Raw genomic sequence first — 13589 nt, 5'->3', positions numbered from 1 at the left:
CCGCCCGCCAAGGGCAGGAGTGGATGAGTCGATGGAGACTCCCGGGTCGCAGACATCGCTGCACAGGGCCAATCTGGAGCGGGTCGTGCGCGCCGTACGGATGGCGGGTTCGCTCACCCAGGCGGAGATCGCCCGGAGCACCGGGCTCTCCGCGGCCACGGTCTCCAATATCGTCCGGGAACTGAAGGACGGGGGAACGGTCGAGGTCACGCCCACCTCGGCCGGCGGCCGGCGGGCGCGCAGCGTCTCGCTCAGCGGGGACGCGGGCATCGTCATCGGCGTCGACTTCGGCCATACGCACCTGCGCGTCGCCGTCGGCAACCTCGCCCACCAGGTGCTCGCCGAGGAGGCCGAGCCGCTGGACGTCGACGCCTCGTCCGCCGAGGGGTTCGACCGGGCCGAGGTGCTGGTCAAGCGGCTGATCGAGGCCACCGGCATCGGCCCGGACAAGGTGATCGGGATCGGTCTCGGCGTGCCGGGCCCCATCGACGTCGAGTCCGGCACGCTGGGCTCCACCTCGATCCTGCCGGGCTGGACGGGCATCAACCCCAGCGAGGAGCTGTCCGGCCGCCTCGGCGTGCCCGTGTACGTCGACAACGACGCCAACCTCGGGGCGCTGGGCGAGCTGGTCTGGGGGAGCGGGCGGGGCGTCAAGGACCTCGCGTACATCAAGGTGGCCAGCGGCGTCGGCGCCGGCCTGGTGATCGACGGCACCATCTACCGGGGCCCCGGCGGCACCGCCGGCGAGATCGGCCACATCACGCTCGACGAGTCGGGCCCGGTCTGCCGCTGCGGCAACCGCGGCTGCCTGGAGACCTTCACCGCCGCGCGGTACGTCCTGCCGCTGCTCCAGCCCAGCCACGGCCCCGGCCTCACCATGGAGCGGGTCGTCCAGCTGGCCCGCGAGGGCGATCCGGGGTGCCGCCGGGTGATCGGCGACGTGGGCCGCCACATCGGCAGCGGCGTCGCCAACCTGTGCAATCTGCTCAACCCCAGCCGGGTGGTGCTCGGCGGCTCGCTGGCGGAGGCCGGGGAGCTGGTCCTGGGCCCCATACGGGACTCCGTGTCGCGGTACGCGATCCCCAGCGCGGCCCGGCAGTTGTCGGTTCTCCCCGGGGCGCTCGGCGGCCGTGCCGAGGTGCTGGGCGCGCTCGCCCTGGTGCTCAGCGAGATGGGGGATTCGACCCTTTTGGAGAGCACCCTCCCGATGGCGACTCCTGCCTTCACTTAGATAACGAATGGCACCGTTGTCATCTCGTTAAGGATTTACTCCTTGACGCTGACGCTGCGGCCGAGTTGACTTCCAGCCACCTCGGCCGCAACGTCGCGGCCTCGTCAGGGAGGTTCGAGAATGAACACGCGTATGCGTCGTGCCGCCGTCGCCGTTGCCGCCACCACCATGGCGATCTCGCTGGCCGCTTGCGGGAGCGCCAAGGAGTCCGGCGACAAGGCCGAAGGAGGCTCGGAGAAGAAGGGCGACGACCTGAAGATAGGTCTGCTCCTCCCCGAGAACCAGACGGCCCGCTACGAGAAGTTCGACCGGCCGATCATCGAGAAGAAGGTCGGCGAGCTCACCGGCGGCAAGGCGAAGGTCACCTACGCCAACGCCAAGCAGGACGCGAACACGCAGGCGCAGCAGGTCGACACCATGATCACCAACAAGGTCGACGCGCTCATCGTGGGCGCCGTGGACTCCAAGGCGATCGCCAACAGCGTCAAGAAGGCCAAGGACGCGGGCATTCCGGTCGTCGCCTTCGACCGCCTCGCCGAGGGCCCCATCGACGCCTACACCTCCTTCGACAACGAAGAGGTCGGCCGGGCCCAGGGCACCGCCCTGCTGGAGGCCCTGGGCGACAAGGCCGACGGCGGCACGATCGTGATGATGAACGGCGCGATCACCGACCCGAACGCCGCGCTCTTCAAGAAGGGCGCCAAGTCCGTCCTCGACGGCAAGGTGAAGTACGGCAAGGAGTACGACACCAAGGAGTGGAAGCCGGAGAACGCCAACGCCAACATGGAAGCGGCGATCACCGCGCTCGGCAAGGACAAGATCGACGGCGTCTACTCCGCCAACGACGGCATGGCGGGCGGCATCATCACCGCGCTCAAGGGCGCCGGCATCTCCCCGCTCCCGCCGGTCACCGGCCAGGACGCCGAGCTGGCGGGCGTGCAGCGCATCGTCTCCGGTGAGCAGTTCATGAGCGTCTACAAGTCCTACCCGGCCGAGGGCATCGTCGCCGCCGAGATGGCCGTCGCGCTCGCCAAGGGCGAGAAGCTCGACTCCATCGCCACCTCGAAGGTCGACAGCGCCACCACCAAGGGCATCCCGACGGTCCTCGTCCCGGTCGTCTCCCTGACCAAGGACAACATCAAGGACACCGTCGTCAAGGACGGCATCTGGACCCTGGACGAGATCTGCTCGGCCAAGTACAAGGCCGCCTGCGACAAGATCGGTCTGAAGTAGCCCCGAGGAGCAGGGCCCCGGAGGCCGGACCCGCCCCCGAGCGGCCCGGCCCCGCCCGCTCCACCGCCACCCGGTCCCCCCGCGGGGACCGGGCGGCCCACCGTCCGCGCGTGCGCCCGGTCCGCCGGCCCCGCACGCGCCACGAAGCCTGTCCGGCGCCCCGCACACCAACCGTCCCGCTACCGGGCGGGGCGCCGGACGGAACGCTTCCCCGCTTTCTGCGTATCCCTTCTGCTCGACACCGCCGCGCCTTCCCCCCGGCGCGGCATCCCCGCCGGTCAGGCGGCGAAGGAGATGGTTCATGTGTCCGCTACGCCCGTGCTGGCGTTGCGAGGGGTCTCCAAGCGCTTCGGTGCCGTCCAGGTACTCACCGATGTAGAGCTTGAGGTCCACGCCGGCGAGGTGGTCGCCCTGGTCGGCGACAACGGCGCCGGCAAGTCAACGCTGGTCAAGACGATCGCCGGAGTGCACCCCATCGATGACGGCGTCATCGAGTGGGAGGGCCGGGCCGTGCAGATCAACAAGCCGCACGACTCCCAGAACCTCGGCGTCGCGACCGTCTACCAGGACCTCGCGCTGTGCGACAACATCGACGTCGTCGGCAACCTCTACCTCGGCCGGGAGCTGCGCCGGTTCGGCGTCCTGGACGAGGTGGAGATGGAGCGCCGCTCCCGGGAGCTGCTCTCCACGCTCTCCATCCGCATCCCGAGCGTCCGCATCCCGATCGCCTCGCTCTCCGGCGGCCAGCGCCAGACCGTGGCGATCGCCCGGTCGATGCTCGGCGAGCCCAAGCTCGTCATCCTCGACGAGCCGACCGCAGCCCTCGGCGTCGAGCAGACCGCCCAGGTCCTCGACCTCGTCGAACGGCTGCGCGAGCGCGGCCACGCGGTCATCCTCATCAGCCACAACATGGCCGACGTGAAGGCCGTCGCGGACAAGGTCGCGGTGCTCCGGCTGGGCCGGAACAACGGGGTCTTCGACGTGAAGACCACCTCTCAGGAAGAGATCATCTCCGCCATCACGGGCGCCACGGACAACGCCGTGACCCGACGTGCGGCGCGCAACGCGGAGGTTTCCAAGTGACCACCGACAAGTCCGCCCCCTCGCCGGCCAAGACCGACGCCCCGCCGGCCGGCAACCCGGACGCGGCCGAGGGCGCCGCCACCGTCGTCGACCCCCGCCTGCTCATCCGCGAGCAGGGCTTCGCCGGGTACGTCACCGAGTTCAAGCGCAAGATCAGCGGCGGCGACCTGGGCTCCATCCCGGTCGTCATCGGCCTCGCGATCATCGCGATCGTCTTCCAGAGCCTGAACTCCGAGTTCCTCTCCGCGAAGAACATCAGCGACATCGCCACCACGATGGTCGCCACCGGCATGATGGCCGTCGGCATCATCTTCGTCCTGCTGCTCGGCGAGATCGACCTCTCGGTCGGCTCCGTCTCCGGAGTCTCCGGCGCCCTCGTCGCGGTGCTCAGCGTCACCCAGGGCATGAACGAGTGGCTGGCGATCCTCGTCGCCGTCGTCAGCGGCGCGGTGATCGGCGCGATCCACGGCTTCTTCTTCGCCCGGATCGGGGCCCCCGCCTTCGCCGTCACCCTGGCCGGACTGCTGTTCTGGCTCGGCTTCATGCTCCAGCTGCTCGGCGACTCCGGCACGATCAACCTGGACGGCGAGGGCGTGGTCGGCCAGTTGACCACGTACTACTTCTCCGACGTCGCCGCCGCCTACGGGCTCGCCGCCGTCGCGGTCGCCGGCTACTTCGCCGCCGCCTTCCTGGACACCCGCCGCCGCGAGGCCGCCGGCATCCCGGCCCGGCCGCTGGCGGACATCGTCGTGCGCACCGCCGTCCTCGCGGTGTTCTCCTTCGCCGCCGCGTACATGTTCAACCAGTACCGCGGCCTGCCGCTCGCCCTGGTCCTCTTCCTGATCGTCCTGGTCGGCACGGACTTCCTGCTCCGCCGCACGGCCTACGGGCGGAAGATCTTCGCGCTCGGCGGCAGCGTCGAGGCGTCCCGGCGCGCCGGCATCAACGTCACCGCGATCCGGATCTCCGTCTTCTCCATCGCGGGGACCTTCGCGGCGATCGGCGGCCTGTTCTGGGCCTCCAAGATCGCGGCGGCCAACCAGGGCTCCGGCACCGGCGACCTCCTGATGAACGTCATCGCGGCGGCCGTCATCGGCGGCACCAGCCTCTTCGGCGGCCGGGGCCGCACCTGGAACGCCCTGCTCGGCGTCATGGTGATCGTCTCCATCCAGTACGGGCTGTCGCTGGAGGGCATCGCCACGCCCATCCAGTACATGGTCACCGGCGCCGTGCTCCTGGCCACGGTGGTCATCGACTCCGTCACCCGGAAGACCCAGAAGACCGCGGGCCGCGCCTGACCGCACGTCCGCGCAGGCGCCCGGTGCCCCCAGGGGGACGCCGGGCGCCTGCGCGTGTCCGGGTATCGCTACGAACCGGGCCGCCCGCTGCCCACTCGCGCGAGCGGAACATTAGACTCATCGGATCGGCACGCACGCTCGATCAGCTCAAACGCAAGGAGGCACGGGTGGATCTGCTGACCCGCATCAAGGGACCGCGCGACCTGGACCGGCTCAGCCTCGGTGAGCTGGACCGGCTCGCGGAGGAGATCCGCACCTTCCTGGTGGACGCGGTGTCCAAGACCGGCGGCCACCTCGGGCCCAACCTGGGCGTGGTCGAGCTCACGATCGCCCTGCACCGCGTCTTCGAGTCGCCCAAGGACAAGGTCCTGTGGGACACCGGCCACCAGGCCTACGTGCACAAGCTGCTCACCGGCCGGCAGGACTTCTCCCGGCTCAAGAGCAAGGGCGGCCTCTCCGGCTACCCCTCCCGCGCCGAGTCCGAGCACGACGTCATCGAGAACAGCCACGCCTCCGGCGTCCTCGGCTGGGCCGACGGCATGGCCAAGGCGAACGAGGTCCTGAAGAAGGACGACCACGTCGTCGCGGTCATCGGCGACGGCGCGCTCACCGGCGGTATGGCCTGGGAGGCGCTGAACAACATCGCCGCCGCCAAGGACCGCCCCCTCGTCATCGTCGTCAACGACAACGAGCGCTCCTACGCCCCGACCATCGGCGGCCTCGCCAACCACCTGGCCACGCTCCGTACGACCGACGGCTACGAGCGGTTCCTGGCCCGCGGCAAGGACCTCCTGGAGCGCACGCCCGTCGTCGGCCGCCCGCTGTACGACACGCTGCACGGCGCCAAGAAGGGCCTCAAGGACTTCATCGCCCCGCAGGGCATGTTCGAGGACCTCGGCCTGAAGTACGTCGGCCCCATCGACGGCCACGACATCGAGGCCCTGGAGTCCGCCCTCCAGCGCGCCAAGCGCTTCGGCGGCCCGGTCATCGTGCACTGCCTCACCGAGAAGGGCCGCGGCTACACCCCGGCCCTGGAGGACGAGGCGGACCGCTTCCACGCGGTCGGCAAGATCCACCCGGACACCGGACTGCCGATCTCCACCTCCGGCCTCGACTGGACCTCCGTCTTCGGCGAGGAGATGGTCAAGCTCGGCGAGGAGCGCGAGGACATCGTCGCGATCACCGCGGCCATGCTCCAGCCAGTCGGCCTCGGCAAGTTCCAGGCGGCCTTCCCCGACCGTATCTACGACGTCGGCATCGCCGAGCAGCACGGCGCGGTCTCCGCGGCCGGCCTCGCCACCGGCGGTCTCCACCCGGTCTTCGCGGTCTACGCCACCTTCCTCAACCGCGCCTTCGACCAGGTCCTGATGGACGTCGCCCTCCACAAGTGCGGGGTGACCTTCGTCCTGGACCGGGCCGGCATCACCGGCACGGACGGCGCCTCCCACAACGGCATGTGGGACATGTCGATCCTCCAGTGCGTGCCCGGCCTCCGGATCGCCGCCCCGCGCGACGCCGACCAGGTCCGCGCCCAGCTGCGCGAGGCCGTCGCCGTCGAGGACACCCCCACCGTGGTCCGCTTCTCCAAGGGCGCGGTCGGCCCCGCCGTCAAGGCGGTCGGCAAGGCCGGCGGCATGGACGTCCTGCGCGAGCCGAAGGCCGCCCGGCCGGACGTGCTGATCGTCTCGGTCGGTGCGCTCGCCCCGATGTGCCTGGAGATCGCCGACCTGCTGGACGCCCAGGGCATCTCCAGCACCGTCGTCGACCCCCGCTGGGTCAAGCCCGTCGACGAGGCGCTCGCCCCGCTCGCCGAGCACCACCGCGTCGTCGTCACGGTCGAGGACAACAGCCGCGCCGGTGGCGTCGGTTCCGCCGTCGCCCAGGCCCTGCGCGACGCCGGCGTCGACGTGCCGCTGCGCGACTTCGGCATCCCGCCGGTCTTCCTCGACCACGCTTCGCGCGGCGAAGTCATGGCCGAGATCGGACTGACCGCGCCGGACATCGCCCGGCAGGTCACCGGCCTGGTCGCCAAGCTCGACGGCCGCTTCGAGAGCCGCGCCGTGGAGCCCGCCCGCGACTGACCCGCACCCCCGCCGTGCGGCCGATGGGCCGGGAGGGCCACCCCTGTACGGGTGGTTCTCCCGGCCCATTCGCATGAAACGGGCCGGATGGCGCGTTCCCCTGTCGGACTTGTCCGAATCATGGCGTTCACAACGAATGCGTGGAGGTAACGCAGGTGAGCGCGCAGGTCACACCACCCCGCGGAAACGGCTTGTTCCGCACGAAATCCGTCGAACAGTCGATCCGGGACACCGAGGAGCCGGAACACGGGCTGAAGAAGTCCCTCTCCGCCCTGGACCTGACGGTCTTCGGCGTCGGCGTCATCATCGGCACCGGCATCTTCGTCCTCACCGGCCAGGTCGCCAAGGAGACGGCGGGCCCCGCCACCGCGATCGCGTTCGTCGCCGCGGGCGTCGTCTGCGGACTGGCCGCGCTCTGCTACGCCGAGTTCGCCTCCACCGTCCCGGTCGCCGGCTCCGCGTACACCTTCTCCTACGCCTCGCTGGGCGAGCTGGTGGCCTGGATCATCGGCTGGGACCTGGTGCTGGAGTTCGCGCTGGGCACCGCGGTGGTCGCGGTCGGCTGGTCCGGCTACATCCGCTCCCTGATGGACAACGCGGGCTGGGCGCTGCCCGACGTGCTGTCGGGGACGGACGTGGCGGAAGGATTCGGCTTCGACATCCTGGCCTTCGCCCTGGTGCTGGTCCTGACCGTCGTCCTGGTCATCGGCATGAAGCTCTCCGCCCGCGTCACCACGGTCGTCGTGGCGATCAAGGTCGGCGTGGTCCTCATGGTGATCATCGCCGGCCTGTTCTTCATCAAGGCCGAGAACTACAAGCCCTTCATCCCGCCGGCCGAGAAGCAGGAGGCCGGCGGCGGCTGGGACGCCCCGCTGGTGCAGCTGATGTTCGGCTACGAACCCACCCACTTCGGCGTGATGGGCATCTTCACCGCCGCCTCCATCGTCTTCTTCGCCTTCATCGGCTTCGACGTGGTGGCCACCGCCGCCGAGGAGACCAAGCTGCCCCAGCGCGACATGCCGCGCGGCATCCTGGGCTCGCTCGTCATCTGCACGGTGCTCTACGTGGCGGTCTCGATCGTCGTCACCGGGATGCAGCACTACAGCGAACTGTCCGTGAGCGCCCCGCTCGCCGACGCCTTCAAGGCCACCGGGCACCCGTTCTACGCCGGTCTGATCAGCTTCGGCGCGGCGGTCGGCCTCACCACGGTCTGCATGATCCTGCTGCTGGGCCAGACCCGCGTCTTCTTCGCGATGAGCCGGGACGGACTGCTGCCGCGCTTCTTCTCCAAGACCCACCCGCGCTTCCACACCCCGTACCGCCCCACGATCCTGCTCGGGGTGCTGATCGCGGTCATCGCCGGGTTCACCAGCATCGAGGAGCTGGCCACCCTGGTGAACATCGGCACGCTCTTCGCGTTCGTCGTCGTCGCCCTCGGCGTGCTGGTCCTGCGCCGTACCCGACCGGACCTGCCCCGCGCCTTCCGCACCCCGCTGGTGCCGCTGCTCCCGATCGTCTCGGTGGCCGCTTCGGTCTGGCTGATGCTGAACCTGCCGGTGGAGACCTGGGTGCGGTTCGGGGTCTGGATGGTGCTCGGCGTGGTCATCTACTTCGCCTACGGGCGCTCCCACAGCCGCATGGCCGGGGAGAACCGCTAGCGAACGCCGTCCGGCCGGCCCCTGAGCGGTCCCCGCCCGGCCGGGTCTTCCGGTGGTCACCCCCCGCCGGGGGGCGGGGTCCGTACCGTACGGGGCCCCACGCACCGGGCCCCGTACGCCTCGACCCGCTGCCGCAGCCCGCGGTCGGCGGTGACGACGACGCACTCCCGGCCGGTCCCCGCACCGGCCGCCAGTTCGGCGATCAGGTCGTCGCCGCTGCCGGGGGCCGAATCCACCCGGACGCCGGGCACGGAGGCGACGCCCCGGGCGGCCCCTTCCACGACGAGCACCAGCTCCAGCGGGCCGGGCAGGCCCGGCAGCCCCTCCCCGGCGCGGCGGACCAGCGAGTCACGCAGCCGCTCGGCCGCCCCGCGCCGGTCCCGCCACCATCCGTCCGGCACGGAGCCGACCACGTTGGCCCCGTCCACGATCACCAGCGCCCTGCTCTCCTCGCTCATCCCGGCAGGGTGTCACGGGAAGGGCGGTGCGACGGGCCGTCAGCCCCCGGTGGCGGGGGACTTCTTCGCGTCCTCGGGGATGGCGGTGTCCTCGCGGATCGCCTTCCACAGCCGGCCCGCCTGCGGCTCGGCCGCGACCACCCGGTTGTCGTCGATCTTGTCGTACGCCACCGGCAGCATGATCGTCTCCATCGAGGCCGGGTCCACGCCGTTCATCGAACGGGCGAACTCCGCCAGCGAGGTGAGCGACCCCAGCTCCGAGTCGGTGGTGAGCGACTTGGTGGCGGACTTGGCGATCTTGTACGAGTTCGTCGGACTGCCCAGCAGGTCCTGCGACTTGACCTCGCTCAGCAGGGCCATCAGGAACTGCTGCTGGAGCCCGATGCGGCCGAGGTCGCTGCCGTCGCCGATACCGTGCCGGGTCCGTACGTACGCCAGGGACTCGGTGCCGTCCAACTTCTGCGGGCCCGCGGTGAGGTGCAGCCCGGTCGACTTGTCGTCGATGTCCTGCGGGACGTCGACGGTGACACCGCCGATGGCGTCGACCAGGTCCTTGAACCCGGCGAAGTTGATCTCCAGGTAGTGGTCGATGCGGACGCCGGACATCTTCTCGACCGTCTTCACCACACAGGCCGGACCGACCTGGGAGTAGACGGAGTTGAACATGACCCGCTCCTTGGACGACACCGTGGAGCCGTCGTCCTTGACGCACTCGGGCCGGGTCACCAGCGTGTCGCGCGGGATGGAGACGGCGACCGCCTTCGTCCGGCCCTCGGGTATGTGCACCACCATCGCGGTGTCGGAGCGCGCGCCACCCACGCTGCCGCCGCCGCCCAACTTCTTGTTCTCCGCCCCGGCGCGCGAGTCCGAACCGAGGACCAGCAGGTTCTGCCCGGTGGTGGGCAGCTTCTCGGGACGGTCCTCGCCCAGCGCCTTGTCGATGTCGACGGCCGTGATGTTCTGGTCGAGCCCGCTGTAGAGCCAGTAGACGGTGCCGCCGCCCGCGAGCAGCAGGACGAGCAGGACGCCGAGCGTGATCTTAAGGCCGCGGCGGCGCTTGCGGGGCTGTGCCGAACGCCGGGCGGCGCGCCGGCCCGGAGGCATGACGTCGTTGCTCATCCTGATTCGAGTCCCTAGGTCTCGCGGCCCGGTGGAGGGCTGTGGCGGGTGGACTCGGGTGGGGGGAGGGGCCGGTCCGACATGGCTGGTGCGAGAACTATAGACAATCCATCGAGCAGGCGTACGAGCTGCGAATGAAGTGTGCGATCGTACGTCGGTAGTCCCGGCGGCCTCGCGAGAGCCTTTCGCGCGGTAAAGACGTGCCCGAGCCTCGGCTGGCGGGCGAACGCTGTGTGAAGAAGTGCTGAACCTATGATGGGCTCACCCCTTCCCGAAGGGCGGGCCGTCGGACGGCCTTCCGAGACGGGCCGAGAATCCAGAAGGCGACTTCACCTATGCCGGTCAGATCCGCACGATCCGCACGGAGCAGGCCCACCTTGCCGGGCGACTTCGAAAGCCGGAGCAGCCATCGCGCCGACGCCACGGTCGACGGACGATGGCTGCTGCTCGGATCGGGCGGGCGGCTCGCCGCGTACGCGCGGAACCGGGAAGGCCTGCTCCGCTGGACGCAGGACCGGCCGGGCGGCTCCTCGTGGACGGGGCCCGACCTCTTCCCGCTGCGCGACCTGACGCACCTCTCCATCGCGCAGGGCGCCGACGGCTATGTGCACTTTCTGGCCCGCCGGGCGGTGCCGAAGCCGGAGGGGCCCGCGGCGGTGGACCTGGTCCATGCCATCCAGTACCAGTCGGGTCGCCCGCTCACCGCGTGGCGCTCCCTCGGCAACCCGCACAAGGACCGGGACAAGGCCGAGCGGCTCGGTGTGCCGACCGGCGCGGTCGATGACACGGGCACCCTCCACGTCCTGGTCCGCAACGCCGGGCGGGGCCTGATGCTGCGCCGGGAGGACAAGGGCGGCAAGTGGGAGGGCTGGCGCGATCTGCAGGGCAGCATGTTCCAGGATGCGCCTGCCGTGATGGCGGCGGCCTCGGGGCGGATCGAGGTGCTGCTCCCAGGGGAGGAGGGCGCAGGCCGGTGGGTGCAGCCGGAACCGCACACGCTCCCGGAGCGGGCGGAGAACATCCCCGTGGCCATGGTGCCGGGCACCGCGGTGGTGCTGGAGACCGCCCCGGACCGGGCCACCTATTACTGGACCGATCCGGCGTCCGGCGGCATCGTCGCCCACCGCCCGGGCGGCTGGGTGATTCCGCTGGGCGGTGCCCCCACGGGGCCGGTCGCGGCCCTGCGCGCCACGCTGGACGACTACGACTGCACGGTCCTGGCGCACTGCGACCCCGAGGGCAACGTGATGCTGGCGGCCTGCGGGACCGAGAACGAGGGCGCCGGCCTGTGGTGGTCACCCACCGGTGAACGCGGCACGGGGACTCCGGGGCTGGCTCTGGACGCCTACGGCAAGGTGGTCATTGCCGCGCTGACCCCCGACGGGGGTCTTTGGCTCGCCCGCCAGAACGACGAACCGGGGCTCGCCATGGGGCCCTCCGTCCGCGTCTGAGACACCCCGACGGACCCCGCCGGTGCGCGGGCCGTTCGGCGCGGACGTGAACGCGGGGCCGAGCGGTGGACGGCTGCGCGGCGCGGGTGCGGCGGTCGGTTCGCCTGTCTGTCCCGTGTATTCCGCGGCGCGGCCTCGACGCCGTGTTGACATAGAACGCACGTACGGTGAAGATGTGCCTGTGCTGTGAAGGTTTATTATTCATGTGAAAGTGGTCGCCTGTTTCCTCAAAACGGGACGGAGTGGCGGAAGCGGCTCGGGGGCGGCAGGGGGACGGTCTTCACGGCCGTTTCACGGGGAGAACGAGGCACCATGGCTGGGCAGTGGCACCGGTTGGTTCTGGAGAGGCGCGAAGGGTGACCACTATTCCCGGCCCCGCCGCGTACGCGGCGAGGCGGACAGACGCGCCCGGTCCGCCCGTCGGTATGCCCGCGCAGCCGCACAGCGCGCCTCCGTCGGCCGCCACGGCCGACGACGTCTACCCGATGCGGGCGGTCACGCCGCTGGCGGCCCGGGAGGCCAACCGCTCCGCGGTCACCTCACTGCTGGACACGGCCGGCATCGCCCACTTCGCCGTACGCGGCACTTCCGACCACGGCACGGTGGTCGCCGTACCGGAGGACGAGCGCGAACGGGTGCTCAACGTCCTCTTCCGGGGCCTCGGCCAGTACCCCGGACACCTCAGCGTCACCCGGCCCGACCAGGTCCGGCAGGCCCCGCCACTCTCTTCCCGCGACGCCAGGGCCTGGCGCGACGTCAGGACGGCGGTTGCTCTCCAGGTGAGCTGGACCCGCTCCGACCCCGGCCGCCACCTTCTGCTCGGCCATGAGTACGGCTGCGCCGTCGAATTCTGGCGCCGCCAGGGCAGCCACCTCGTCGCGCCCCGGCCCAACCGCGTCACCTGGGCCGTCGCCGAGCACGGCCCCAACGTTCTCGGCGCCGCCCGCCTCTTCAGCCGGTTCATCTCCGACTGGACGGCGTCCGGCTCCACGCCTCTCCTGGCCACCCGCCCCGAGTTCCTGGTGGAGCTGGCCGACGAGATCACCTTCCCGGTGGACGCCGTCTACACCTGGGTCGACGGGAACGACCCCGCCTGGCAGAGGCGCAAGGCCTCGGCCAAGGGCGAGGTGTACCACGCGGAGTCCGCGAGCGACGCCCGCTTCATCAGCCGGGACGAGCTGCGCTACTCGGTGCGGTCCCTCCACCTCTTCGCGCCGTGGATACGCAACATCTACATAGCCACCGACGACCAGGTGCCTGCCTGGATGCGTGAGGACGTGCCGGGCATCCAGGTGGTCAGCCACCGCGAGATCTTCCGTGATCCGACGGACCTGCCGACCTTCAACTCGCACTCGATCGAGAGCCAGTTGCACCACATCGAGGGCCTGTCGGAGCACTTCCTGTACTTCAACGACGACATGTTCATCGGCCGCCCGGTGACGCCGTACTCCTTCTTCACCCCCAGTGGGGTCGCGCGCTACTTCCCCTCCCGCAACCGCATCCCGCAGGGGCCCGTCGTCGAGACCGACACACCGGTCGACGCGGCCTGCAAGAACAACAGGGCGCTCCTGCTCGAACGCTTCGGCAGGGTCATCACCCAGCCCATGGAGCACATTCCCTACGCGTTGCGACGCAGCGCGATCGAGGAGGCCGAACGGGATTTCCCGCAGGCCTGGGCGCGTACCTCGGCCAGCAGGTTCCGCGCGATGACGGACCTGTCGCCCACCTCGTCCTTCGCGGTCTACTACGCGGCCCTCACCGGCCGCGCCCAGCCGTCCTCCATGCCCTTCACCTACCTGCAGCTGGCCGTGCCCGACCTCGCCGACCGGCTGCAGAGACTCCTCGACGGGCGCAACCAGGACTCCTTCTGCCTCAACGACGCCTTCTCCACCCCGGAGGACATCGAGGCCCAGCAGGAACTGCTCGACGGCTTCCTCAACGGCTACTTCCCCACCCCCAGTCCCTACGAGCGATGAA

The 13589-nt window shown here is 70.5% G+C and carries 10 protein-coding genes; 8 read left to right on the top strand and 2 right to left on the bottom strand.

What is annotated here, in order from left to right:
* The first annotated feature begins 31 nt into the window (after positions 1–31).
* The 6 genes from ACH4K1_RS06070 (at position 32) to ACH4K1_RS06045 (ending at position 8584) form a co-directional block, all read left to right on the top strand.
* Positions 32–1231, top strand: a complete 1200-nt coding sequence (locus tag ACH4K1_RS06070) for an ROK family protein (protein ID WP_398087079.1) — start codon at positions 32–34, stop codon at positions 1229–1231.
* A 120-nt stretch (positions 1232–1351) separates the two neighbouring features.
* Positions 1352–2464 carry a sugar ABC transporter substrate-binding protein gene (locus ACH4K1_RS06065; RefSeq protein ID WP_073767177.1) on the top strand — a complete coding sequence of 371 codons (1113 nt, stop codon included), beginning with the start codon at positions 1352–1354 and terminating at the stop codon, positions 2462–2464.
* Positions 2465–2758: 294 nt separating this feature from the next.
* Positions 2759–3547 (top strand): ATP-binding cassette domain-containing protein, encoded by a 789-nt coding sequence (locus tag ACH4K1_RS06060; RefSeq protein ID WP_065477835.1) that lies wholly within the window; start codon positions 2759–2761, stop codon positions 3545–3547.
* A complete protein-coding gene (locus ACH4K1_RS06055) occupies positions 3544–4845 on the top strand; it encodes a sugar ABC transporter permease (protein ID WP_398087077.1) in 1302 nt (433 codons plus the stop codon). Before ACH4K1_RS06060 ends, ACH4K1_RS06055 begins: the two co-directional genes overlap by 4 nt.
* A gap of 167 nt (positions 4846–5012) precedes the next feature.
* The gene (dxs, locus tag ACH4K1_RS06050) at positions 5013–6926 is read left to right on the top strand and encodes a 1-deoxy-D-xylulose-5-phosphate synthase (protein WP_398087076.1); all 1914 of its coding nucleotides are present in this window, start codon (positions 5013–5015) and stop codon (positions 6924–6926) included.
* A 191-nt stretch (positions 6927–7117) separates the two neighbouring features.
* Positions 7118–8584 carry an amino acid permease gene (locus ACH4K1_RS06045; protein ID WP_398087075.1) on the top strand — a complete coding sequence of 489 codons (1467 nt, stop codon included), beginning with the start codon at positions 7118–7120 and terminating at the stop codon, positions 8582–8584.
* A 56-nt stretch (positions 8585–8640) separates the two neighbouring features.
* Here the strand turns inward: ACH4K1_RS06045 and ACH4K1_RS06040 are convergent, their stop codons facing one another.
* On the bottom strand, positions 8641–9042 hold the full coding sequence (locus tag ACH4K1_RS06040; protein WP_398087073.1) for an NTP pyrophosphohydrolase: 402 nt from the start codon (positions 9040–9042) through the stop codon (positions 8641–8643).
* A gap of 39 nt (positions 9043–9081) precedes the next feature.
* Positions 9082–10161, bottom strand: coding sequence for an LCP family protein (locus ACH4K1_RS06035; protein WP_398087071.1), 1080 nt, complete (start codon positions 10159–10161; stop codon positions 9082–9084).
* Between the two features lie 335 nt (positions 10162–10496).
* Between ACH4K1_RS06035 and ACH4K1_RS06030 the strand changes: the two genes are divergently transcribed.
* Both ACH4K1_RS06030 and ACH4K1_RS06025 read left to right on the top strand, forming a co-directional pair.
* A complete protein-coding gene (locus tag ACH4K1_RS06030) occupies positions 10497–11612 on the top strand; it encodes a hypothetical protein (protein WP_398087070.1) in 1116 nt (371 codons plus the stop codon).
* 485 nt (positions 11613–12097) lie between these two features.
* Entirely contained in the window at positions 12098–13588 is a 1491-nt protein-coding gene (locus ACH4K1_RS06025; RefSeq protein ID WP_398087449.1) for a stealth family protein, read from the top strand.
* The last annotated feature ends 1 nt before the right edge of the window (position 13589 follow it).

It is taken from the genome of Streptomyces sp. NPDC017448, assembly GCF_044330565.1.
Classification (GTDB): Bacteria; Actinomycetota; Actinomycetes; order Streptomycetales; family Streptomycetaceae; genus Streptomyces.
The sequence above is the reverse complement of the archived record's forward strand: the minus strand, read 5'-3'. Positions and strand labels throughout refer to the sequence as shown.

Bases quoted from the DNA above. Each gene is read 5' to 3' on its own strand.
- ACH4K1_RS06035 (WP_398087071.1), bottom strand. From the start codon at position 10,161: ATGAGCAACGACGTCATGCCTCCGGGCCGGCGCGCCGCCCGGCGTTCG.
- ACH4K1_RS06070 (WP_398087079.1), top strand. From the start codon at position 32: ATGGAGACTCCCGGGTCGCAGACATCGCTGCACAGGGCCAATCTGGAG.
- ACH4K1_RS06025 (WP_398087449.1), top strand. From the start codon at position 12,098: ATGCGGGCGGTCACGCCGCTGGCGGCCCGGGAGGCCAACCGCTCCGCG.
- ACH4K1_RS06060 (WP_065477835.1), top strand. From the start codon at position 2,759: ATGGTTCATGTGTCCGCTACGCCCGTGCTGGCGTTGCGAGGGGTCTCC.
- ACH4K1_RS06040 (WP_398087073.1), bottom strand. From the start codon at position 9,042: ATGAGCGAGGAGAGCAGGGCGCTGGTGATCGTGGACGGGGCCAACGTG.
- ACH4K1_RS06065 (WP_073767177.1), top strand. From the start codon at position 1,352: ATGAACACGCGTATGCGTCGTGCCGCCGTCGCCGTTGCCGCCACCACC.
- ACH4K1_RS06030 (WP_398087070.1), top strand. From the start codon at position 10,497: ATGCCGGTCAGATCCGCACGATCCGCACGGAGCAGGCCCACCTTGCCG.